Origin of the sequence: Streptomyces virginiae (genome assembly GCF_040638905.1) — a bacterium.
Classification (GTDB): Bacteria; Actinomycetota; Actinomycetes; order Streptomycetales; family Streptomycetaceae; genus Streptomyces; species Streptomyces virginiae_B.
This window is the reverse complement of the sequence record NZ_JBEZYV010000015.1, coordinates 136,572-159,395: the sequence shown is the minus strand read 5'-3', so window position 1 is coordinate 159,395 and position 22,824 is coordinate 136,572. Positions and strand designations below refer to the sequence as shown.

Sequence of the window (22,824 nt, the reverse complement as noted above, 5' to 3'; positions counted from 1 at the left end):
GCTGTGTCAGCGCCGGAAGTCCGGAAGTCGTCAAGGTCACACTTCGGGCACGGGCTCCCGCAGCACACCGGCGGGCTTCCCGGCCCGGCCCTTGCGGCCCGCGTGGACCCTGGGCAGGACGACCAGGGCCAGGGCGATCAACTCCAGGCCCGCCCCCGTCCAGGCGAGGGCGGCCGGCGAGAGCCGGTCGAGGACCGCGCCGCCGACCGCGCCGCCGAGGGCGACGCCGAGGTACGACGCGGAGCTGTTGACGGAGATGGCCACGCTCGGGGCCGTCGGCGCCAGGTCCAGCACGCGGTGGATGGCGGTGGGGGGTTCGGCCCAGTAGACCGTGCCCCAGGCGACCGTGACGGCTAGGAAGACGGCCACCACCGCCGCCGATCCGGAGGCGAAGAAGCTCGACAGCACCGCGAGCAGCGCCATGGTCAGTGCGACGCCCGACACCGAGGCGGTGAAGGTGCGTTCCGCTCCGATGCGGTCGCTGAGGCGGCCGCCGACCGCGTTGCCGACCGCTCCCGCGACGCCGAACACCAGCAGGACGATGCTCACCTTGGCGTCGTCCATGCCCGTGGTGGCGCGGGTGAAGGCCGCCAGGTAGGTGAAGACGGTGAAGCAGCCGGCGACCGCGAACAGGTTGGCCAGGACGGCCAGCAGCACCGGACGCTGCGCACCGATCCGCACCCGGTCCCGCATGCTGACCGCGGGCGGCTGCGGCACCGCGGGCAGGACCGCGAACAGGCCGATGAGGACGGGAAGGGCCAGCACCACGACCAGCGCCAGCGTGAGGCGCCAGCTGCCGAGTTGCCCGACCAGCGTCCCGCCGGGCACGCCGAGCGCCGTGGCCACCGTGAGCCCGCCGATGATCATGGAGACCGCCCGTCCCCGGTACCGCTCCCCCGCGAGCGCCGTCGCGGTGGCCGCGGCGGTGTTCATGTAGAGGGCGGCGCTGATCCCCGCCAGGATCCGGGCCGCCATCAGTACCCCGTACGTCGGGGCGAGTGCGCCCAGCAGGTTGGCGAGCAGGAAGGCCAGCATCGAGCCGCGCAGCATGACGCGCCGGGACAGTCCGGCGGTCAGGGTCATCAGGACCGGCGCGCTGATCGCGTAGCTCAGCGCGAAGGCCGTGATGAGCTGCCCGGCCATCGGCTCGGACACGTCCAGCTCACCGGCGATACGCGGAAGGATCCCACTGATGACAAAGCCGTCCGTGCCGACGGCAAAGGAGCCGATTGCGAGAAGCGCCAGAATCACCTTGTGGGGCATGACGCCTCCCCGGGACCCTGCGCGGGATCACGCATGTCAGGATCGTGAATTTCCCAGCTCCCCTTTCAAGTCGAGCCGGTCTCGTGAACCGGCTTTACGAACGGGGTTGTTCCGATCAACGTACCAGCAAGCATGTACCGACAAAAACGGCGCGGGCGTGAGGGCGATCACGCTCACCAGTGGCCGAAATCGCCCGCCTTGCCGCCGACTTGACCGGGAAGGAAAGTCGGTTTCCGGTCAACCTCCCCCCGGCCCCACTACATGCGGCTTGAAACTATCGGGTCGGTCGATATGTTCGGATCGGTTGTCAATACCCGATTCCGACGGAGTGCCCGCACATGGGCGAACCGCGAAGGAGGATTCCGTTTCCGGGCCCGGCGGCGACGCGGACGTGGCGGCGGCCTCGCGCGCCGCCGGGCGCGAGCGGGTGCGGTGCGCCCTACCGCGACGTGGTCTACCGCGCACCCCGTTCCCCACCGGCGACACCGACCTGGCCAGGATTGCGGCGGGCGTTCCGGCGGCCGCCGACGACGACTGATGGTCCATCAATATTCGCTTGCGGCGGGGACGTAGAGAGTGTGACAACTGACTCGGTTCACGACCGCGGGAGTTACCGCAGGTCGCAGTGGGTTGAGTCACACAAGGATGCATATTCGGCCCGGCATGACTAGCATCGAACGTTGGAACGGCCTTCCCGGACCGCAGTACCGGCCATCGACCAACGGCCATTTATGAACGTCCGGTGAAGATCCGAGCAGTGACAGACGCAACGGGGGCTTGAAAACATGTCACTTTCATCCGCATCGCCATGCCCGGCTTCCGCCTGAGCGTGCCGTCGTGCGCTCAATTCGGCGCAGTGGATTCACCGATGAATCACCACCGGTAGAAAAGTCGGTCAGCCGGTCCACCGTGCCCAAAAGGCCGGACCGGCCGTCAAGGAGCTCGACCACATCGTGATAGACCTGCGGATCCTTCTCGTAGACAACTATGACTCCTACACGTGGAACCTCTTCCAGCTGATCTGGAAGGTGGCGGGTGTGCCGCCCGTCGTCGTGCGCAACGACGAGGCGACGGCGGACGAACTGCTCCGGCAGGACTTCACCCACGTCGTGATCTCCCCGGGCCCGGGCACCGCGGCCAGGGACGAGGACTTCGGGCTGTGCCGGGACCTGCTGGAGCGGGCCACTGTGCCCGTCCTCGGGGTGTGCCTCGGCCACCAGGGCCTGGCCCTCGCCTTCGGCGGCGACGTGCGCCACGCGCCGGAGACCGTGCACGGGCAGACCAGCGGGATCACCCACACCGGGACCGGCGTCTTCGCCGGCATCCCGCAGGGCTTCCGCGCGGTGCGCTACCACTCCCTCACCGTCACCGAGCCGCTGCCGGAGCACCTCGTCGCGACCGCCTGGTCCGAGGACGGCGTCCTGATGGGCCTGCGCCACCGCGAACGTCCTCTGCACGGCGTGCAGTTCCACCCCGAGTCGGTGGACAGCGAGTACGGCGAGGAGATCGTCGCGAACTTCCTGGGCATCACGCCCGCGCTCCGCTGGAGCGAACTGGAGGCGGACCTCGACGCCGAGGGCCTCTTCCTGCGCGCCTTCGCCGACAGCCCGTACAGCTTCTGGCTCGACAGCTCGCGCACCGCCTATGGGATGGGCCGCTACAGCTACCTCGGCTCCTGCGCCGGGGACGGCCTGGAGGTCCTCCGGGCGTACGCGGGGGCGGGCGTCGTGGAACGCGAGACCCACGAGGCCGTGGAGCGGCTGCCCGGCACCGTCTTCGAGCACCTGCGGGCCGGTCTCGCGACCGCGCCCGTACCGGCCGGCGCGTCTCCGGTGCCGTTCGCGGGCGGCTACCTCGGCTACCTCGGCTACGGCGTGAAGGGGAGCGTCGGCATCGGCCGGGCCGGCAGCGGCGAGCGGCCGGACGCCGAGCTGCTGCGGGTCGACCGGTACGTGGCCTACGACCACGAGGCCGACCGGCGTTACCTGGTCACGGTGGGCCTGTCCGCCGAGGAGCACCATGCGTGGTGCGAGGAGGTGCGCACGCTGGCTCGCCGCCCGCTGGTGCCGCGGCCCCGGCGCGAGAGCGCCCCGGCCGTACTGGAGCCGGGCGTCGACCGGGAGACGTACCTGCGCCACTTCGACACCGTGCAGCAGTGGCTGCACGACGGCGAATCGTACGAGGCCTGCTACACGTACCAGATCAGCGGCACCAGCGAGGCCGACCCGCTGGAGACCTACCTGCGGCTGCGAGCCACGAACCCGGCACCCTACGCCGCCTACATCCGGCTCGGCGAGCGCTCGCTGCTGAGCTCCTCGCCGGAGCGGTTCGTCACGGTCGCGGGCAACGGCGAGGTGGAGGCGAAGCCGATCAAGGGCACCGCCCCCCGGCACGCCGACCCGGTGGCCGACGAGGCCGCCCGCGAGGCGCTGGAGACGGACCGCAAGATCCGCAGCGAGAACCTGATGATCGCGGACCTGCTGCGCAACGACCTCGGGCAGGTCTGCGACGCCGGCACGGTCCACGTGCCCAAGCTGATGGCTGCGGAGTCCTACGCCACGGTGCACCAGCTCGTCACCACCGTGCGCGGGAAGCTGCGCGCCGACCGCGGCGCGGTGGACTGCGTGCAGGCGCTCTTCCCCGGCGGGTCGATGACCGGTGCGCCGAAGAAGCGGACGGTGGAGCTCCTCGATGCCCTGGAGCCGGAGGAGCGGGGGGTCTACTCCGGCAGCCTCGGCTGGTTCGGCTTCGACGGGGCGGCGGACCAGTCCATCGTGATCCGCACCATCGTCTGGGAGGGCAACCGCGTGCGCATCGGCGTGGGCGGCGCACTGATCGTGCTCTCCGACGGCGAGGAGGAGTTCCAGGAGACGCGGCTCAAGGCCCGCGCGCTGCTGCGGGTCCTCGGCGTCGAGGAGCTGGACGGGGCCATATCGGGAACGGCTGCGAGGTGCCAGGGATGAGCACGGTGGAATGCGGGACGGGCTTCGAAACGGGGCCGGCCAGGCCCGAGGAGGCGCAGGCGGTGGCCGATGCCGTCACCGCGCTCCTGCGGGAGCTGCGCGGGGACGCCTCGCACACGATCCCGGGGCTCGGTGCGGCGGTGGCCGACGCCATCGCCGGCCGGGACGGCGCCGGGGTGCTGGTCGCACGGGACGGGCAGGGACGCGTGGCCGGCGTACTGGGGTACACCACCCAGACCGCGCTGCGGCTCGCCGCGCCGTACCGGCACGTGCAGGAGCTGTGGGTGGAGCCGGGTCTGCGGTCGAAGGGGGTCGCCGCCCTGCTGCTGGCCGAGCTGGACGCGCTGTGCGCCGCCGACGGCGTGCGCCGGGTCGAAGTCTGCCTGCCGGCCGAGCAGTTCCCCTCGTACCCGCGGACGCTGGCCTTCTACGAGCGCTCCGGCTTCCGCGTCATCGGCCCGCGCGTCATCAAGGATCTGTCATGACCCTGCATGTGGTGGTACCGGAGGAGTCCGAGGCCCTGCCGTTCACGGTCGAGCCGGGCGGCGCCCAGGTGGCCAGCAAGGAGGTGCCCGAGCGGATCCACCGGATCCTGGCCGGGCTGCTCGACGGCGGGGCGGTCCTCGCCCCGCCCGGCGGCACGGACGAAACGGTCCGGGCCGAGCGCCTCGCCGAGGCCGTGCACGGCAAGGAGCTGCTGGAACACCTGCGCCACGGGGTGCCCGCGGGCGCGGAGTCCGTCCTCGACGACGCGTTCGCGGCGCCCGGCCTGGAGCAGGAGACGCCCGTCACCCGGGGGGTCTGGCCCGCGGCGCTGGGCGCGGCGGCCGCCGCGGTCCGCGCGGCCGGGCTGACGGCCCGCCGGGGAGAGCACGCCTACGCGCTGGTGCGGCCCCCGGGCCACCACGCGGGGCCCGGCTGGTACGGCGGGTACTGCTTCCTGAACAACGCCGTCATCGCCGCCCGGGCCCTCCAGGAGGACGGCGCGTCCCGGGTCGGCATCCTCGACGTCGACTACCACCTGGGCAACGGCACGCTCGCCTGCGTCCAGGGCGACCCCACGCTGCCGTTCGCCTCGGTGCACTCCAGCCGGCCCGACGACTTCCCGTACGCCTTCGAGCCGGGCCCCGGCCTCTTCGGAGCGGGGTCCGACCCCGGCCCGGAGGGGTTCCTGGCGCTCGTCGGGGACGCCGTGTCCCACCTGCGCGGCCAGGACGTCGAGGCTCTGGTGGTCTCGGTCGGCTACGACGTGCTCGCGGGCGACCCGCACGGCTCCTGGAGCCTGGCACCGGAGGTCTTCGGTCCCGTCGCCGCGCTCGTGACGGAGCAGCGGCTGCCCACCGTCTTCGTCCAGGAGGGCGGATACGGACTCCCGTCCCTGCGCGGCGCGGCCCGCGCCCTGGCATTGGAGGCATCGCGATGAACGCGACTCCCGAAGAGGTCCTGCGGCCGTTCCGCGAGCGGCTGGAGGCACTGGACCAGCAGCTCGCGGAGCTCGTGGCGGCCCGCCTGGCCGTCTGCTGCGAGGTGGCCGAGGTCAAGCGGGCCAACGGCATCCCGATGATGCAGCCGCAGCGGGTCACCGCGGTCCGCGAGGCGTACGCGGCCCGGGGCGAACGGCTCGACCTCTCCCCCGACTTCATGCGCTCCCTGGCGACCCTGCTCATCGACGAGGCCTGCCGCCTGGAGGACGAGATCATCGACGCTCCCGCGGCGGCCGGCGCGGAGGCACTGCGATGACCCTGACCTTCACCACCCTCGGTCCCGAGGGAAGCTGCCACGAGAACGCCGTACAGCACTACTTCGCCTTCCAGGGCATCGAGGACGACGCCGAGATCGACCTCACCATCGACCTGCACGAGGGCCTGGAGCGGGTGCGCCGCGGCGAGTCCGACTACCTCGTGCAGTGCAGCGCGCACCCCGAGGTGCACCTGCTCACCGAGCGGTACTTCAGCGAGGTCCACGTGGTGGACACCTTCGTCCACCCCACGAAGGAACTGGTACTGCTCAGCCGCGCCGACGTGGAGCGGCCCCGGTCGCTCGGGCTGGTCCCGGCGACCGCCGGCTACGTCGACGTGTCGCAGTGGGAGGAGGTCGTGCCCGTGGCCTCCAAGCCCGTGGTCGGCGCCGAACTGCTGGCCGGGAAGTACGAGTCCGGGCTCACGCACCTGGAGTACCTGGAGAAGTCCGACGGGGCACTGCGCCTGGACCGCTACATCGGCGCGGTGACCACCACCTGGGTGGTCTACGGACGCCGCCCCCGGTTCTCCGGTGAAGTCATCGGCACCAAGTGCCGCGCATACCTGCTGGGAGAGGACGCATGAGCCGGACCGCATCCGCCGCGCGGAAGATCCGCGTCTGTGACACCACGCTGCGCGACGGCGAGCAGACCTGCGGCGTGGCGTTCCAGGTCGAGGAGAAGGTGAAGATCGCCCGTCTCCTGGACGAGATGGGCGTCGACGTCATCGACGCCGGTTTCCCGGCCTCCTCACAGGCCGACCAGGACGCCGTGCGCGGCATGGCCGAGCTGGGGCTGAACGCGCGCGTGGTGGCGTTCTGCCGGCCGAACCGTACCGAGATCGACCTGGCCAGGGCCTGTGGCGCGAACGCCATCTACACCTTCCTCCCCACCTCCGACGTGCACATGCGGGTCAAGTTCGGCGGTACGGACAGCTCGGTGCGCGACCGCCTCAAGCGCGAGATGGCCGACGGCGTCGCCTACGCCAAGGACCTCGGCATGTACGTCGGCTGCGGGTCCGAGGACGCCACCCGGACCCCGTACGACTACCTGGAGGAGGTCCTCGTACTCGCCCAGGAGAGCGGCGCGGACCTGGTCGGTGTCGCGGACACCGTGGGCTCCACCACTCCCGACGCCTTCCGCGCCCTCATCCAGCGGCTGCGCTCGCAGATCCACGTGACGCTCTCGCTGCACTGCCACAACGACTTCGGGCTGGCCACGGCCAACACGGTCGCCGGCATCCTCGGCGGCGCCGACGAGGTCCAGTGCACGATCAACGGCCTCGGCGAGCGCGCCGGCAACGCCTCCCTGGAGGAGGTCGTGGTGGCCCTCACCCAGCTGTACGGCTTCGAGACGAACATCGACCTGTCCCGGCTCAAGCCCATGTCGAACCTGATCGCCGACCTGTCCGGCATCGAGGTCAGCCCGATGAAGCCGATCGTCGGCGGGAACGCCTTCTCGCACGAGTCCGGCCTGCACGTGTCCTCCGTGATGAAGGACTCCACCGCCTACGAGCCGCTCCGGCCCGAACTGGTGGGCCACACCCGGCGGATCGTCATGGGCAAGCACTCCGGCAAGGGGATCATCTCCCACGTCCTGGACAAGCACGGGCTCGCCTACGACGACGCGGTCCTCGGCACGGTCCTGCGCGAGGTCAAGGAGGCGTCCGTGCTGACGAAGTCGAGTGTCACGGAGGCCCAGGTCGTCGCGATCTACCACGAGCGAACGGCCATGGCGGTATGAGCGAGGAGCACGACACCGGCGCCTGGTTCGCGGACCAGGCGTTCTGGAGGGACTTCTACCCGCACCTGTTCTCGGCGGAGCGCGCCGCGCAGGCGGTGCGGATCGTGGAGCGGTCCCCCCTGTTCCGCTTCCCGTCCGGTGCCCGTGTCCTCGATCTGTGCTGCGGTCCTGGCCTGTTCACGGTGCCCCTGGCCCGGGCCGGGCACGCGGTCACGGGCGTGGACCTGAGCGCGCCGCTGCTGGAACGGGCCAGGGTGAGCAGCCGCCACGCGGGCGTCGACGTCCGTCTCGTCGAGGCGGACATGCTCGCCTTCGCCGAGCCGGAGGCCTTCGACGCCGCCGTCAACATGTTCACCTCCTTCGGGTACCTGGACCGGCACGAGGACAACGTGCAGGTGCTGCGCAACCTGCACACCAGCCTCGCGCCGGGCGGGACCCTGCTCGTCGACGTCGTCGGCAAGGAGGTCCTCGCGCGCCGCGACGAACGCGTCTCGCTGTCCGAGCTGGACGGGAAGGTACTGGTCCAGCGCGACACAGTCCTCGACGACTGGAGCCGGCTGCGCAGCGACTGGTACTCCATCGAGGGCTCGCGCGCGGCCACGGGGTCGATGACCCTCCACCTCTACAGCGCCGCCGAACTGCGGGACATGCTGCACAGCGCGGGCTTCGCCGAGGTCCGCTTCCACGGGGACTACGACGGCGGACCGTACGACCACCGGGCCGAGCGCCTGATCGCGGTCGCCACGAAGGGCGTGGACGTCCGTGGGGACTGAGGTCGTCGTCATGCGGTCGGCGTCCGCCGTCGGCCGTGAGGAGTGGGACGCGCTCGTCCCGCCGGCCCAGGTGTACCTCTCGTACGACTGGCTGCGCGCGGTCGAGGAGTGCTTCGGGTTCGAGCTGGTCCTCTTCCTGCTGCGGGACGGCGGGCGCACCGTGGCCGGCGTACAGGGTCTGCTGGTCCGGGATCCGGACGCGTTCCCGTACCACGATCCGACGGGCGCCCTGTTCGGAGACTACGAGATGGACCACCTCCGGCAGGCGCTGGAGCGGGACCGTTCGCCGCAGGAGTCGGCCGAGGCGGGCGCGCTGCTCGCCGCCGTCGTGCGCGCCGAGGCCGGGCACACGCGTGCGGCGGGCTATCCGGCGCTCGTGATGACCAGCCCGTACGGGTACGCCAGCGACGTCCTCACCCTGCCCGGGACCGACCGGAAGGGGGCGATCGGCGAACTGCTCGACGCCGTGGACGCGTTCTGCCGGGCCGAGGAGATCCCCTCGCAGTCCTTCCTGTGGGAGTCCGGCGGGGACGCGGACCTGCACGGGGCGCTCGCCGGCCACGGATACCTGGAATTCCTCTCCGACCTGGAGTACGACCTCGACACCGGGTCCTGCGCCTCGCTGGAGGAGTACCTGGGGACCTTGGAGCGCAAGCGCCGTACGGTCGTCCGCGCCGAGATGCGCAAGTTCGGCGAGGCCGGGCTGCGCGTGGAGCGGATCGCGGACCCGGGCCCGGCGGTGATCGCCCGCTGCGCCGAACTGTCCGAGGGACAGCAGAAGAAGTACGGGCTGCCCGTGGACCGCGGCGCGATGGAGCGGCTGTTCACCGCGCTGCTGGCCGCCCCGGCGCTGGGACCCGCGCTGTACGTGGTGCGGCGGAGGGACGCGCAGGGGCCGGACGTGTCGGGCTTCCTGCTGTGCCTGGAGGCCGGGGGCGTCCTGCACCCCAAGTTCCTCGGCTTCGACGCCACCGCCGTGGGGGCTGGCTACGCCTACTTCAACCTCGTCTTCTACCACCAGGTCGAACGTGCCGTCGCGGGCGGCGTCCGCCGCATCGCGTACGGCATGGGTTCGGCGGACGCGAAGCGGCTGCGCGGCTGCCGCCCGGCTCCGGTGCGCGGATGGATCCGGTTCTCCTCGCCGGCGGCGCAGCGGCGGATCGAGCCGTACGTCGCCGTCTTCGACTGCCTCAAGAAACAGCTTCTCGGCGACCAGGATGGACGCGTTCAGCGATGACTCTCGTAAAGCAGCTCTTCGAGCACAAACTCGGCCGTCCCGTCAGCACCGGCGAGGTCGTGGACCTGCCGTTCGACCTGTGCTGGGGCAGCGAGATGACCGTCAAGTGGGCCCTGGACATCCTGCGCGACTCGGGCTTCGACGACGCGTACATCGCCGCGGGCCTCGCCGCGCAGCGTGAGAGGACCGCCTTCGTCTTCGACCACGTCGTCCCCACCCACACCGCTTCGATGGCGTCGATCCTCGTGGAGCTGCGCCGCTTCGCGCGCGAGCACGGGATCAAGGTGTTCGACGTCGGCTACGACGGCGGCATCCAGCACAAGATCCTCATCGAGCAGGGTCTGATCCGCCCCGGCGACGTCGCGGTCGGCGCGGACTCGCACAGCTGCACGGCGGGCGCGATCGGCTCGCTCGCCACCGGCATCGGCTCCACGGACCTGGCCATGGCGCTGGTCCGGGGCAGCTGCTGGATGCGGGTGCCCGAGGCGACCCTGGTCCGCTTCCGCGGGAGCCTGCGTCCGCACGTACAGGGCAAGGACGTGGCGCTGTACCTGTGCGGCCTGATCGGCGTGCACGGGGCGGTCTACCGCAGCCTGGAGTTCGGCGGCCCCGGTCTGGCCTCCCTGGCGATCACCGACCGTCTCTCGCTGAGCAACATGGCGGTGGAGATGGGCGCCAAGTACGGCCTGTTCCCCACGGACGGGGTGCTGGCCGACTACCTCGGCGACGAGGTGGAGTACCCGTCCTTCACCATCGACGAGGACGACGCCGAGTACGTCGACGTGATCGACGTCGACCTGGGCCTGATCGAGCCGACGGTCGCGCTGCCGTTCTCCCCGGACAACGCCGTGGGCACCCACCAGCTCCAGCACCTGCTGCGCAACTGGGGCGAGTACGAGGGCCGCGAGGACCTGATGACGGGCGTGGCGCCGCTGGCGCGGAGGGCCAACGAGAACGGCGAGATACCCGTTGACCAGGTCTTCATCGGTTCCTGCACCAATGGTCACCTGGAGGACCTGCGGGTCGTCGCGGACGTCCTGCGGGGCCGGCGCGTCCACGAGGGGGTGCGCACCATCGTCATCCCGGCCTCCCAGAAGGCCTACCGGGCGGCGATGAAGGAGGGCCTGATCGACGTCCTGATCGAGGCCGGCTGCTACGTGGAGTCCTCCAGCTGCGGACCGTGCATCGGCATCAAGTCCGGTGTGCTCGGCAAGGGGGAGGTCGCGATCTTCACCTCCAACCGGAACTTCCGCGGCCGGTGCGGCGACGTCGACGCCAGTGTCGTCCTGGCCAGCCCCGCCATCGCCGCGCGGGCCGCGCTGACCGGTGTGCTCGCCCCGATCGGCGACCGCGGCGACTACTACGCCGACGAGGACGCGGTTCGCGACAGCATCGACGAGCTGTTCGCGCTGCACTCGGCGCGCGAGGGCCGGGCCCCGCTCACGGGCGGAACGGACGAGGTACCCGCGGCGGCGCCGGAGGCGGGCGGTTCGGGGGGCGGCGGAAGCCTGGCGTGGGTGTTCGGCGACCACGTCAACACCGACGTCATCCTGCCGGGCGTGTTCTGCCAGATCCCCGACCCGGCCGAGTACAAGAAGCACATCATGGCCCACGCGGGCAACCAGCCTTTCCTCGACCACTACGCGGCGTCCGGGCACGACCTGCGCGGCTCGGTGATCGTCGGCGGGATGAACTTCGGCTGCGGCTCCTCCCGCGAGAACGCCCCGATGGGCATCAAGGCGTCCGGCGCGCCCTTCGTCGTCGCGCACAGCTTCGCGCGGATCTTCTTCCGCAACGCCCTCAACATCGGCCTCAGGCTGGTGGAGGTCGGTGACTTCGCGTACGAGATCCGGGAGGGCGACCGGCTGGTCGTCGACGACGAGCGCGGCGAGCTGGTCAACGTGACCCGGGGGACCTCCGCCCCCATCACCCCGCCGTCCGCGTTCGAGCGGGAGCTGCTCGCCGCGGGCGGCCTGGTGGCCTACGCGGGGGCGCAGGTACGGGCGGAGGCGTCGGCCGTATGAGTACCCTCGCGGTCATCCCGGGAGACGGCATCGGACCCGAGGTCATGGCCGAGGTGCTGAAGGTGCACGCGGTGGTCGAGGACGTCTTCGGCACCGGCCTGAAGACCGAGGTGCTGCCCTACAGCGCCGACTGGTTCCTGGAGCACGGGGACGTCGAGATCGACATCCAGGCGATCCGCCGCGACCACCGGGCGGTGCTGCTCGGCGCACTCGGTGACGCCCGGATCCCCGACAACCGGCATGCGATCCGCGTCATCGGCGGGCTGCGCCAGCAGCTCGAACTGGGCGTGAACCTGCGCCCGGTGCGCCTGCGCGCGCTCGCGCACTGCCCGCTCAAGCACGTGAGCGCCGTCGGGGACGTGGACCTCGTCATCGTGCGGGAGAACACCGAGGACGTGTACGTGGGCGTCGGTGGCACGGTCCGCGGCGGCAGGCCCGGACACGTCGCGATGGAGGTCGGCGTCCACACGCGCTGGGCCGTGGATCGGGTGGTCACGGCGGCCTTCGAGCTGGCTCGCTCCCGCCGCCGCCGGCTCACCCTGGTGGACAAGAGCAACGCGATGCCGAGCGCCGGCCCGCTGTGGCAGGGCCGGTTCCGCGCGATCGCCGCGTCCTACCCAGACGTGGAGTGCGACCACCTGTACGTCGACGCCGCCGCCATGGAACTGATCCGCAACCCGGCCCGCTTCGACGTGGTGGTGGCCGGCAACCTCTTCGGGGACATCCTCAGCGACGAGGCCTCCATGCTCGCCGGCGGTCTCGGGGTCGCTCCCTCGGCGAGCTACGACCCGGACGACACCGACTTCGCCGGCGTGTTCGAGGCGGTGCACGGCAGCGCCCCCGACCTCGTGGGCACGGGCCGGGCCAACCCGCTGGCCTCCGTGATGAGTTACTCGCTGATGCTGGACCGGATGGGACTGCGCGCGGCGCACGCCGCCGTGGAGCGCGCCGTCGACGAGGTGCTGCGCGGGGACCTGTTGACACCCGACCTGGGCGGCACCGCGCGCACCGGCGAGGTGGGCGACCTGATTTGCCGGGCGGTCGCCCGGCACGACAAGGACTGAGAAGGATGAACGAACCAGCGAAGCTCATGTGGTGGCAGGGCAGCGTGGTCCCTGCCGGGGACACCGCCCTGACGCTCGCCAACCACAGCCTCCACTACGGGCTCTGCGTCTTCGAGGGCGTCTCCGCCTTCCCCTCCGGGGAGGGCGGCCACCACGTCTTCCGGCTCGAGGAGCACATGACCCGGTTCGCCGAGTCGTGCCGCCTGGTGGGGATCTCCCTCGCACAGTCCCCCGCCGAGCTGGCCGCCGCCTGCCACGAGACGCTGACCGCCAACGGCCTGCGCCGGGCCTACCTGCGTCCCATCGCCTTCCTCGGCGACGGGGTGCTGGGCCTCGCGGCACCCGGCGCCGAGGCCCAGGTCGCGGTGCTGGCCTTCGACGTCTCGTCCTTCGACTCGGTGATCCGCGCGCAGCAGCCCCGCCTGACCCTGTCGCCGGTCGCCCGGCTCAGCCCGCACGCCTTCCCGACCAAGGCGAAGGTGTCCGCCGGCTACCTGGGCTCCCGGATCGCATGGACGGACGCCCGGCGGCGCGGCTACGACGACGCCCTGCTGCTGGACGACACGGGCTTCGTCGCCGAGTGCACCGTGCAGAACGTCTTCGGCGTGCGCGGCCGTACGCTGCTGGTGCCCGACTCCCCCGCCGCGCTCGACGGGATCACCGTGGCTTCCGTGATCGAGATCGCGGGCGGCCTCGGGTACGCGGTGGACCGGAGCCCGCTGACCGCGGCGGACCTGTCGGCCTGCGACGCGCTGTGCGTGGCCAGCACCGCCGGCGGGGTGCGCCCCGTGCAGTGCCTGGACGACGTCGCCTTCGACACGGACAACGCCGTGGTCGCCGAGATCGTCCGCGACTACCGGCAGGCCGAACTGGGCCTGCTGCCCGGTCACGAGGGGTGGGCGGCCCGCCCATGAGCGACGCACGCGGCGACGCACCCGTGGTCGACCTGTACGACACCCTCCCCGAGGAGGTGCGCGCCCGGATCGACGCGCTCGGCCGGGAGCACTGGCGGCGGGGACACGCCGGCGTGCCGCGCCTCGCGGACTCCTGGTGCCCCACCCGTCCCCTGCTGCTGGACGCCGACGCGTACGCACTGGTCGGCGCGGTCGCCGACCGTGCGGCGGGCCTGGTGCTCCAGGCGTGCCTGCGCCGGGTGTCGACGGCCGGGGAGCTGCTGGAGGCGCTCTCCATGCCCCGCAGTCAGTTCCCGCTGCTCGACCCGGCCGAGCCGCTCACCGAGCGGCTGCTGACCTCGATGCGCGCCGACGTGATGGTCGAGCGGGGCGTCCCCAAGGTCGTCGAGCTCAACATCGACGGGGCGATCGGCGGAGCCATCGAGGCCGACCTCATCGCCGGGCAGTTCCAGGAGCTCTACGCCGGCCCGGCGGCGGCCGGGGACCCGTCGGGAAGCCCGCTGCGCACCCCGCCGTCCGCGGTCGACGCGTTCTTCACCGAGCTGGTCTCCTTCCTCGGCCTGCCCGAGGGCGGCTGCCTCGTCGTGCCCGTCTTCAACGAGGACGGCCTCGACCACCTGGCGGACCTCGACGACTTCATCTCCTTCCTCGCCCCCATGGCCGAACGGGGCAGGGCGCACGGCATCACGGTGGTCGGCCACCCGCTGGACGGGCTGGCCCTCGACGACCGGCAGCGGCTGCTGGCCGGCGGGCACGTCGCGCACGGGGTGTTCCGGCTCTTCCTGCCCGTCGAGCAGGCCGGTCCCGGACTCGACGCCCTGGGCGCGGCCCTGCGGGCGGGCACGGCCCGCATGTACACCCCGGAGGCGACCAGCCCGGTCAGCGACAAGCGGGTGCTGGCCTGGATCTGGGAGGACCTCGACCTGCTCGGTCCGGACGACCGGGACTTCGTACGCCGGCACGTGCCGTACACCGTGATCGCCCGGGCGGAGGCCCTGGGCGAGGAGCGGACCTCTCTGGTGCTCAAGCCCGGTGACGGCTACGGCGGTGCCGGGGTGACCCTGGGCCGCTCGGTGGAGCAACGGGAGTGGCGGGAGCGGGTCCTGGGAGCCGCCGGATCGGGCGACCACGTTCTCCAGCAGGTGGTGGAAGCCGACCTCGTCACCTTCGAGTTCGCGCACGAGACCACCGGGGAGATCCGCAGCGCCGCCGTCGCTTGCGTCCTCGGGCCGATGATGTACGGCCGCAGGCTCTCGGGGATCTACGTCCGGCACGGCAGTCCCAAGCGGGGCGACCTCATCAACACGCACCAGGGCGCTGCCTCCAACAGCGTGCTGATCGTGGAGAGGCCGACGGTCCGACGATGAACGCCGAAGGGACCCGCGCCCCCACCCTGCTGGACCCGCTGCGGCAGCGGAACTTCCGCTGCCTCGCGGGCGGCCGGATGGCCACCTACTTCGCCAACGCCATGGCGCCGATCGTGCTCTCCTTCGCGGTGCTCGACCTGACCGGGTCGCTGATCGACCTCGGGATCGTGGTCGGGGCCCGGTCGGTGGCCAACGTGGCGCTGCTGCTGTTCGGCGGGGTGATCGCCGACCGGCTGCCGCGCAGGCTGGTGCTCCAGGGGTCGAGCGTGGCGGCCGGGCTGGCCCAGGCCGTGATCGCGGCAAGCGTGCTGTTCGGCTTCGCCTCGATCCCGGTGCTGGTCGTCATCAGCGTGATCAACGGCATGGTGTCCGCGCTGTCCCTGCCGGCGGCGGCCGCCCTGGTACCGCAGACGGTCCCGCACGAGATGATCCGGCCGGCCAACGCGGTCGTCCGGATGGCCGTCAACGCTGGCATGGTCCTCGGCGCCTCGACCGGCGGCATCGTGGTGGGCCTCGCGGGCCCCGGCTGGGGCATCGCCGTCAACGCGGCGGTGTTCCTGCTGGCGGGGCTGTGCTTCACCGGACTGCGGGCGGCGGGGACGCCCGCGGCGCCGGCCGGGCCGGCCCGGCCGCTGGCCGAACTGCGCGAGGGATGGAAGGAGTTCACCTCCCGCACCTGGGTGTGGGTGGTCGTGCTCCAGTTCCTGGTCATCAACGCGGTGGTCGCCGGCGGGCTCCAGGTCCTCGGGCCGACCATCGCCGACCAGTCCTTCGGGCGGACGACCTGGGGGCTGCTGCTCGCCGCGCAGACGGCCGGCGCGTTCGCGGGCGGCTTCGTCGCGGCCCGTACCCGGCCGCGCCACGCCCTGCGGATCGGCGCGGCCGTCGGAGCGTTCGAGGCGGTGCCGCTGCTCGCCCTCGGGACGACCTCGCACGTCGCCCTGCTGGTGGCCGCGATGTTCATCAACGGTGTGGCACTGGAACAACTGGCCGTCGCCTGGGACGTCTCCCTCCAGGAGAACATTCCGCAGGAGCGGCTGGCCCGGGTCTACTCCTACGACGCACTCGGCTCCTTCGCGGCCATCCCGATCGGGGAGGTGGCCGCCGGCCCGATCGCGCTGCACGCGGGCATCGACACCACGCTCGTGACCGGCGCCGTACTCGTCGTCGCGGCCACCGGCCTCGCCCTGTGCAGCTCCAGCGTGCGCCGCCTGACGGTGAAGCCGGCCGCGCCGCCGCACCTGCCCGCCGGGGAGGTGGCCGCATGACACGGACCACCGCGGCACCACCGCAACGACCAGCACCACGAGCACCACGAGCACCACAATCAGGGGGACCACCATGCCGCACGGCATATCTCTAGTCGACAAACCGGGCTGGTACGGAGGGGAACCGTATCCGGCCGAAGCCCTCGACCACATCGCCGCACTGCCCGCCCTGCAGCAGCCCGACTGGGCCGCTCACGAGGACCTCCCCGCGGCGCTGCGGGAGCTGCGCTCCGCGCCGGGGCTAGTCGGCCCCGGCGACGTGAACGACTTCGGTCTGCTCGTAGCCGGGGCCGCACGGGGCGAGGTGAACATCCTGCAGGCCGGGGACTGCGCCGAGGATCCCGCGGACAGCACGCCCGAGGCCGTGCGCGCCAAGGTCGGCATGCTCGACGCCCTCGCCACCGCGTTCTCGGAGGCCACCGGCCGACCGACGGTACGGGTCGGCCGCATGGCCGGCCAGTACGCCAAGCCGCGCTCCCGGCCCACCGAGCGCCACGGGGGCGGTGAACTGCAGGTCTTCCGCGGCCACATGGTCAACGGCCCGGAGCCGGACGCCGCCGCCCGCGTCCACGATCCGCGCAGGCTGACGGACTGCTACCGGGCGGCCCTGTCGGTGCACGCCGCGCTGCGACCGGACACCGGGTGGACCTGCACCACGACCTGGACCAGCCACGAGGCCCTCGTCATGGACTACGAACTGCCCCTGATCCGCGGGGACGGATCGGGACGGGCCTTCCTCTCCTCGACACACTGGCCCTGGATCGGTGAACGCACCCGCTCCGCCCGTGGGGCCCACGTACGACTGCTCGCCACGGTGGGCAACCCGGTCGCCTGCAAGGTCGGGCCGACGATGACCCCGGCGGAGCTGCTGGAGCTGTGCGGTCTGCTGGACCCGGAGCGGCAGCCCGGGCGGCTCACCCTCATCGCCCGCCAGGGGGCCGCCGCGGTGCGGCAGAACCTTCCCGCGCTCGTGGAGTGCGTACGCCGGGCCGGGCATCCCGTGGTCTGGATGTGCGACCCGATGCACGGCAACACCGTCACCACCGCGGCCGGCCGCAAGACCCGCCTCGTCGAGGAGGTCGTCCGCGAGGTCCGGGGCTTCCGGCAGGCCGTGGAGCGCGCCGGCGGGACCGCCGGGGGACTCCACCTGGAGGCCACGCCGGACGACGTGCTGGAGTGCGTGGCCGACACCGACGGCGTCGCCGGGCTCGACGGCCGGCCCAGACCGCTGTGCGACCCCCGCCTGAACCTGGAACAGGCTGCCGCGGTCGTGTCCGCCTGGCGCGTCTGAACGCCACCGACCACCTCTCACCAGCTGGTTCTTTCTTTTTTGCAACGGGGGAACATCCGAGATGGACCAACATCCCGACCAGACGGTCCGTGCTCTGCGCGGCCCGTCCGTCGACCATCCCGCGCCGTACGGCATCCCGGGCCTCATCCGCTCCGCGGGCGAGCGCGCACCCGACGCGGTGGCGTGCACGGGCGCCGGGGAGACCTGGACCTACCGCCGGCTGGAGGAGGTCTCCGACCGCCTCGCCGCCGAACTGCTGCGCCGCGCCCTGCCCGAGGACCGGCCCGTCGCGGTGCTCGCGGACCGCGGCCCCCACATGGTGGCCGCGCTGCTCGGCGTGCTCAAGGCCGGTCTGCCCTACCTGCCGCTGGCCACCGACGAGTCGGCCGAGCGGCTCGCGCTGATCCTGGACACCGCCCGGCCGGACCTGGTGGTGGGGACCACCGGGGCACTGGCCGGCTGGCAGGGGCCGGACGGGGTCGCCCTGCTGGACGTGGAGCCGCTGTCCGCCGGCCCCGACGCGGCCTACGTACCGGGCCCGCTGCGGCCCGTCACCGCGGACCAGCCGGTCAACATCATCTTCACGTCGGGTTCCACGGGCACGCCCAAAGGCGTCGTGGTGCCCAGCGGGGGCGTCACCAACCGGCTGCTGTGGGGCCAGCGCCACTACGGGCTGACGGCCGAGGACCGCGTCCTGCAGAAGACCCCGTACACCTTCGACGTGTCCGGCTGGGAGATCTACTGGCCGCTGATCGTCGGTGCGCGGCTCGTCCTGCTCGCGCCCGGCGAGCACGCCGACCCGGCCGCGATCATGAAGACGGTGACCGAACACCAGGTCACCGTCTGCCATTTCGTTCCGTCGATGCTGGACGAGTTCCTGCGCTGGCCGAACGCCGCCGACTGCACCAGCCTGCGGCACGTGTTCTGCAGCGGCGAGGCGCTGCCGGCCGCGCTGGCGCGGACGTGCGTCAAGACGCTGCCCGCCCGGCTGCACAACCTCTACGGTCCCACGGAGGCCTCGATCGAGGTGACCTACTGGGACAGCCCCGAGGATCCCTCGCTGATCGACGACGTGCCCATCGGGCGGGCCGTCGACAACTGCGCACTGCTGGTGCTGGACCGGCGGGGGCGACCGGTCGCCGAGGGTGAGACCGGTGAACTCTGCATCGGGGGCGTGCCGTTGGCACTCGGCTACCTCGGCCGTCCCGACCTGACGGAGCGGGTGTTCGTCCCCGCCCCCGAGGGCAGCGGCCTGGAGCGCGTCTACCGGACGGGGGACCTCGTCCGCGTGGTGGACGGCCAGATCCGCTACCACGGCCGGATCGACGAGCAGGTCAAGATCCGGGGTGTGCGCGTGGAGCCCGGCGAGGTCGAGAGCGTCCTGCGCGAGCACCCCGGGGTCGACGAGTGCGCCGTGGTCGTCGCCGGTGACCGGGCGCCCCGCCTCGTGGCGTTCGTCCGCCCGCACGGCACGGACCCGAACGCGGATCCGGGCGGCGCGGACCGGCAGGAGGAGTACCGCTCCCACGTCGCCGCCCGGCTGCCCTCCGCGTACGTCCCCACGCACTTCGTCGCCCTGGACACGATGCCGCTGACCCGCAGCGGCAAGCAGGACCGGGTGCTGCTGCGACAGCGCGCCGCCGAACTCCTCGCGCCCCGGGCCGGCGGGCCGGCGGCCGTGGAGGGCGACCCGCTGGCCCGGCTGTGGGCACAGGCGCTCGGGCTCGACTCCGTCGACGAGGACGCCGACTTCCTGGCACTGGGCGGCCACAGCCTCGCCGCCGTCCGGCTGCGGGGCGAGCTGCTGCGCTCGTACGGGCTGCGGATCACCCTCGCGGAACTGCTGCGCGAACGGATCACCCTGGCCGGTCTGCGCCGGCGCGCGGCCACCGCGGCCACCGCCTCCACCCCGGCCGGTCCTCCTGGGGGTCCTGCTGCCGGCGGCGCCCTGCCCAGGCGGCCCGACCCGGCCCGCGCGCCCGTCTCCGGCGGGCAGCGCCGGCTGTGGCTGATGGAGCAGCTCTACCCGCGGCTGAGCGCCTACAACGTCGTCGCCGCGCTGCGCGTCCCGGGCGGTCTGGACGCGGCCCGGCTGCGCGAGGCCCTCGCCCTGGTCGTCCGGCGGCACGAGTCCCTGCGTACCGCCGTCGTCAGCGACGGGTCCGGCCCCTACCAGGCGGTCGCGGAGCGGGTGGAGCCGCCGCTGGAGACCCGGGTGGCGGACGGCGCCCTCACAGCGCAGCACTGCCGGGCACTGGCGGCCCAGGCCGCGGCCGAGCCGCTGCCCGTCGACCGCGCGCCACTGCTGCGGGTCCTGTACGCACAGGACGGTGACGGTGACGGCTGCCTGGTCGCCGTGCTGCACCACGCGATCGCCGACCAGCGCTCGGTGGACGTCTTCCTCGCGGAACTGGCCGCCGCCTACGACGGCTTCCCGCCCGCCGACGAGCCGCCGCACTTCGGCGACCTGCTGGTGGACCGGGCGGGCCGCGAGGACGCGGCGGAGCAGCAGGCGCACCTCGCGTACTGGGTGGAACGGCTGGGCGACGCCCCGCGCACCCACGGGCTGCCCTTCCAGGCGCGCCGTCCGGCCGTCACCACCTTCGAGGGCGGCGCCGTCGACTCCACGGTGGGCGGGGCGGACGCACGGCTCCTGGAGGAGGTTGCGCGGCGCACGGGGGTCACTCCCGTCGCCGTGGTGCTCGCGGCCTTCACCGCCGTGCTCACCTCGTGGAGCGGGCAGGACGAGGTCGTCGTCGGCGTCCCGTGGTCCTCCCGCGACGGAGGCCCCAGCGAGGACGTCATCGGGTTCCTCATCGACACCCTGCCCGTCCGGGTCGACGTGGGGTCCGCGGAGAGCTTCTCCGCGCTGGTCCGCCAGGTATCCGACACGATGGTCGACGCCCACGGCCACGCCGGCGCGGACTTCGAGCAGATCGTCCGGGCGCTGGGCCTGCCCCGCAACCTGAGCCGCAACCCGCTCTACCAGATCTGGTTCAACGACCTCACGCACGCCGCTCCCGCCCCCTCGTTCGACGGGGTCCAGGCCGAGCCGGTGGAGCCGGGCACCACCGGCTCCCTGTTCGACCTCGGCCTGTACCTGCACCGGGACGGCGAGTCGGGCTACCGGCTCCAACTGGTGCACGCCCTGGACGTCTTCGACGCGGAGACCGCCCGGCACCTGCTCGGCCAGGTCGTGCGGCTCCTGCGGGAAGCCCCGGCCGACCTCGGCCGGGCGCCGTCCGGGTGGCTGCTGGGCGGTGACCGGCCGCCCGCCGGACCGGTCCCGCGTCCGGCCCTCACCGGCGTGGCCGAGGCCTTCGACCGGGCGGCCGCGCTGCACGCCGACCGGGTGGCGCTGAGCCACCCCGGCGGCCGGATGACGTACGGGGAGCTGCACGACCGGGTCGTGGCGCGCTCGGAGGCCCTGCGCGAGGCCGGCTGGTCGGGGCGCGCCGTGCTGCTGCCGGGCGACCGGTCGCCCGCGACCGTCGTCGAACTCCTGGCGGCCTGGCACTGCGGGTGCTCGGTGGCCCTGGTGGACGCGGCCCTGCCCGCCCGCCGGCTGCTGGCCGCGCTCGCCGGCTGCGGCGCCGAGGCGGTGCTGACCGGCGACGGCGCCGACTGGCCCGTACCGGTGCTCACGGGACCGGACCTGCCGCGTCCGGCCACCGAGCCGGTGGTCCTCGACTGGGGGCACGCCCTGTGCACTTCGGGCACCACCGGGGAGCCCAGTGTGGTGTTCGCCCCGCGCGAGGCGCTGCCCGAGGCACTGCACTGGTACCGCGAGGCGTTCGGGACCGGCCCCGACGACCGGTTCCTGATGCTGTCCGCGCCGGGCCACGACCCGGTACTGCGCGACGTGCTGGTGCCCCTGACCAGCGGCGCGGCCCTCCACCTCCCGGCCGCGGGCACCGAGCCCGGGGCACTCGTGGAGCTGCTGGCGGAGCACCGGATCACGGCCGTGCACGCCACCCCGGGCCTGGCCCAGCTGCTCGCCTCGGCGGCGCGCGGCACGGGCAGGCGGCTCGACCGGCTGAAGCACGTGGTGCTCTCCGGGGCGCTGCTCACCGACCCGGTGGCCCGGGAGCTGCGGCGCGTCGCCCCCGCCGCGGAGATCCACCACGGCTACGGGTCCACCGAGACCCCGCAGTTGAGCTCCTGGCTGCGCTGGCGCGACCCGGCGGGCGACCCCGTGCGACGCCGCCGGGACCGGGCGGGTGTGCCGCTGGCGGCCCACAGTCCCTGGCGCGAACTGCTCGTCGAGGGCGCCGGCGTCGGACAGCTCGGGGAGATCGTCGTACGCGGGCGCGGGCTGGCGATCGGCACGAGCCCGGTGCAGGAGCCGTCGCCGTTCGGGCCCGACCCGTACGGGCAGCCCGGGGTGACGGCGTACCGCACCGGCGACCTCGGCCGGTACACGCCCGACGGACTGATCGAGTTCGTGGGGCGGCGCGACCGGCAGGTGTCGGTCGGCGGCCACCGGCTCGAACCGGCCGAGGTCGAGGCCGCGTTGCGCGCCCATGCGGCGGTGGCACAGTGCGCCGTCGTGGTCTCCGGGACGGAGATCACCGCGTTCGTCGCGGCACCGGGCGCGGACCCGGTGCTCGGGGAGGAGCTGCGCCACGAGCTGGGCGCCGTGCTCCCGGCCTGGGCGGTGCCGGGCCGGATCGCCGTCATGGACGAACTTCCGCTCGACCGCAACGGGAAGGTCGACGTCCGCGAGGCCGCGGCCGCCCTGGCACCGCGGACAGCGGCCGTCGGGCCGGCGCGGTCGGCCACCGAGGACGTGATCGTGGCCGCCCTGCGGGAGCAGCTCGGCGAGGGGAGCGCCGTACAGGGCGAGGGGCTCGGATCGCCCGATCCGCTGGACTCGGCCACGAACTTCTTCGACGCCGGTCTGACCTCGCTGTCGCTGCTGCGCATGCACGAGCGGCTGCGGGAGCAGGGGCTCCCGGTCGAGGTCGTGGACCTGTTCCGCTTCCCCAACCCGCGGCTGCTCGCCCGCCACCTCCGTGGCGACGGCGCCGGCCCGCCGGGCGTCGTGCCGCCCGCCCCCGTGCGGCACGCCGCACCGGCCCTGGCGGCCGGGGCCGCACCGACCGGCACGGCCGCCGCGCGGCGTGCGGTCCGCCGACGCATGAACGACCAGAAGAGGACCACTCAGCGATGAACCCGC

Annotated in this window: 16 protein-coding genes; 15 read left to right on the top strand and 1 reads right to left on the bottom strand. The window is 72.9% G+C overall.

Going from position 1 to position 22,824, the window contains the following annotated elements:
* Positions 1–36 precede the first annotated feature (36 nt).
* Positions 37–1,263, bottom strand: a complete 1,227-nt coding sequence (locus tag AB0F82_RS22130; protein ID WP_362630349.1) for an MFS transporter — start codon at positions 1,261–1,263, stop codon at positions 37–39.
* Positions 1,264–2,216: 953 nt separating this feature from the next.
* On the opposite strand from AB0F82_RS22130, the gene pabB reads away from it, so the two are divergent.
* From pabB to AB0F82_RS22055, 15 genes are all read left to right on the top strand, one after another.
* Entirely contained in the window at positions 2,217–4,226 is a 2,010-nt protein-coding gene (gene pabB / locus AB0F82_RS22125) for an aminodeoxychorismate synthase component I (RefSeq protein WP_362630347.1), read from the top strand.
* Positions 4,223–4,711, top strand: coding sequence for a GNAT family N-acetyltransferase (locus AB0F82_RS22120; RefSeq protein ID WP_356812351.1), 489 nt, complete (start codon positions 4,223–4,225; stop codon positions 4,709–4,711). Before pabB ends, AB0F82_RS22120 begins: the two co-directional genes overlap by 4 nt.
* The gene (locus tag AB0F82_RS22115) at positions 4,708–5,649 is read left to right on the top strand and encodes a hypothetical protein (RefSeq protein WP_362630344.1); all 942 of its coding nucleotides are present in this window, start codon (positions 4,708–4,710) and stop codon (positions 5,647–5,649) included. Before AB0F82_RS22120 ends, AB0F82_RS22115 begins: the two co-directional genes overlap by 4 nt.
* The gene (locus AB0F82_RS22110; RefSeq protein WP_053631241.1) at positions 5,646–5,966 is read left to right on the top strand and encodes a chorismate mutase; all 321 of its coding nucleotides are present in this window, start codon (positions 5,646–5,648) and stop codon (positions 5,964–5,966) included. Before AB0F82_RS22115 ends, AB0F82_RS22110 begins: the two co-directional genes overlap by 4 nt.
* A complete protein-coding gene (locus tag AB0F82_RS22105; protein WP_362630341.1) occupies positions 5,963–6,550 on the top strand; it encodes a hypothetical protein in 588 nt (195 codons plus the stop codon). The genes AB0F82_RS22110 and AB0F82_RS22105 overlap by 4 nt, the downstream gene beginning before the upstream one ends.
* Positions 6,547–7,707, top strand: a complete 1,161-nt coding sequence (locus AB0F82_RS22100) for a LeuA family protein (RefSeq protein ID WP_362630338.1) — start codon at positions 6,547–6,549, stop codon at positions 7,705–7,707. The genes AB0F82_RS22105 and AB0F82_RS22100 overlap by 4 nt, the downstream gene beginning before the upstream one ends.
* A complete protein-coding gene (locus AB0F82_RS22095; RefSeq protein ID WP_362630335.1) occupies positions 7,704–8,480 on the top strand; it encodes a class I SAM-dependent methyltransferase in 777 nt (258 codons plus the stop codon). Before AB0F82_RS22100 ends, AB0F82_RS22095 begins: the two co-directional genes overlap by 4 nt.
* Positions 8,470–9,717 (top strand): GNAT family N-acetyltransferase, encoded by a 1,248-nt coding sequence (locus AB0F82_RS22090; protein WP_362630332.1) that lies wholly within the window; start codon positions 8,470–8,472, stop codon positions 9,715–9,717. The genes AB0F82_RS22095 and AB0F82_RS22090 overlap by 11 nt, the downstream gene beginning before the upstream one ends.
* Positions 9,714–11,741 carry an aconitase family protein gene (locus tag AB0F82_RS22085; RefSeq protein ID WP_362630329.1) on the top strand — a complete coding sequence of 676 codons (2,028 nt, stop codon included), beginning with the start codon at positions 9,714–9,716 and terminating at the stop codon, positions 11,739–11,741. The genes AB0F82_RS22090 and AB0F82_RS22085 overlap by 4 nt, the downstream gene beginning before the upstream one ends.
* On the top strand, positions 11,738–12,805 hold the full coding sequence (locus tag AB0F82_RS22080) for an isocitrate/isopropylmalate dehydrogenase family protein (RefSeq protein ID WP_362630326.1): 1,068 nt from the start codon (positions 11,738–11,740) through the stop codon (positions 12,803–12,805). The genes AB0F82_RS22085 and AB0F82_RS22080 overlap by 4 nt, the downstream gene beginning before the upstream one ends.
* Positions 12,806–12,810: 5 nt before the next feature.
* Positions 12,811–13,719 (top strand): aminotransferase class IV, encoded by a 909-nt coding sequence (locus AB0F82_RS22075; protein ID WP_362630324.1) that lies wholly within the window; start codon positions 12,811–12,813, stop codon positions 13,717–13,719.
* Positions 13,716–15,086 carry a hypothetical protein gene (locus AB0F82_RS22070; protein WP_362630321.1) on the top strand — a complete coding sequence of 457 codons (1,371 nt, stop codon included), beginning with the start codon at positions 13,716–13,718 and terminating at the stop codon, positions 15,084–15,086. The genes AB0F82_RS22075 and AB0F82_RS22070 overlap by 4 nt, the downstream gene beginning before the upstream one ends.
* Entirely contained in the window at positions 15,083–16,354 is a 1,272-nt protein-coding gene (locus AB0F82_RS22065; RefSeq protein WP_362630318.1) for an MFS transporter, read from the top strand. Before AB0F82_RS22070 ends, AB0F82_RS22065 begins: the two co-directional genes overlap by 4 nt.
* 73 nt (positions 16,355–16,427) lie before the next feature.
* Entirely contained in the window at positions 16,428–17,645 is a 1,218-nt protein-coding gene (locus tag AB0F82_RS22060; RefSeq protein ID WP_362630315.1) for a 3-deoxy-7-phosphoheptulonate synthase, read from the top strand.
* A 61-nt stretch (positions 17,646–17,706) separates the two neighbouring features.
* Complete coding sequence (locus tag AB0F82_RS22055; protein WP_362630312.1) at positions 17,707–22,818, top strand: amino acid adenylation domain-containing protein; 5,112 nt, start codon at positions 17,707–17,709, stop codon at positions 22,816–22,818.
* Positions 22,819–22,824: the final 6 nt, after the last annotated feature.

Bases quoted from the DNA above. Each gene is read 5' to 3' on its own strand.
- AB0F82_RS22130 (WP_362630349.1), bottom strand. From the start codon at position 1,263: ATGCCCCACAAGGTGATTCTGGCGCTTCTCGCAATCGGCTCCTTTGCC.
- AB0F82_RS22120 (WP_356812351.1), top strand. From the start codon at position 4,223: ATGAGCACGGTGGAATGCGGGACGGGCTTCGAAACGGGGCCGGCCAGG.
- AB0F82_RS22115 (WP_362630344.1), top strand. From the start codon at position 4,708: ATGACCCTGCATGTGGTGGTACCGGAGGAGTCCGAGGCCCTGCCGTTC.
- AB0F82_RS22110 (WP_053631241.1), top strand. From the start codon at position 5,646: ATGAACGCGACTCCCGAAGAGGTCCTGCGGCCGTTCCGCGAGCGGCTG.
- AB0F82_RS22105 (WP_362630341.1), top strand. From the start codon at position 5,963: ATGACCCTGACCTTCACCACCCTCGGTCCCGAGGGAAGCTGCCACGAG.
- AB0F82_RS22100 (WP_362630338.1), top strand. From the start codon at position 6,547: ATGAGCCGGACCGCATCCGCCGCGCGGAAGATCCGCGTCTGTGACACC.
- AB0F82_RS22095 (WP_362630335.1), top strand. From the start codon at position 7,704: ATGAGCGAGGAGCACGACACCGGCGCCTGGTTCGCGGACCAGGCGTTC.
- AB0F82_RS22085 (WP_362630329.1), top strand. From the start codon at position 9,714: ATGACTCTCGTAAAGCAGCTCTTCGAGCACAAACTCGGCCGTCCCGTC.
- AB0F82_RS22080 (WP_362630326.1), top strand. From the start codon at position 11,738: ATGAGTACCCTCGCGGTCATCCCGGGAGACGGCATCGGACCCGAGGTC.
- AB0F82_RS22075 (WP_362630324.1), top strand. From the start codon at position 12,811: ATGAACGAACCAGCGAAGCTCATGTGGTGGCAGGGCAGCGTGGTCCCT.
- AB0F82_RS22070 (WP_362630321.1), top strand. From the start codon at position 13,716: ATGAGCGACGCACGCGGCGACGCACCCGTGGTCGACCTGTACGACACC.
- AB0F82_RS22065 (WP_362630318.1), top strand. From the start codon at position 15,083: ATGAACGCCGAAGGGACCCGCGCCCCCACCCTGCTGGACCCGCTGCGG.
- AB0F82_RS22060 (WP_362630315.1), top strand. From the start codon at position 16,428: ATGCCGCACGGCATATCTCTAGTCGACAAACCGGGCTGGTACGGAGGG.
- AB0F82_RS22055 (WP_362630312.1), top strand. From the start codon at position 17,707: ATGGACCAACATCCCGACCAGACGGTCCGTGCTCTGCGCGGCCCGTCC.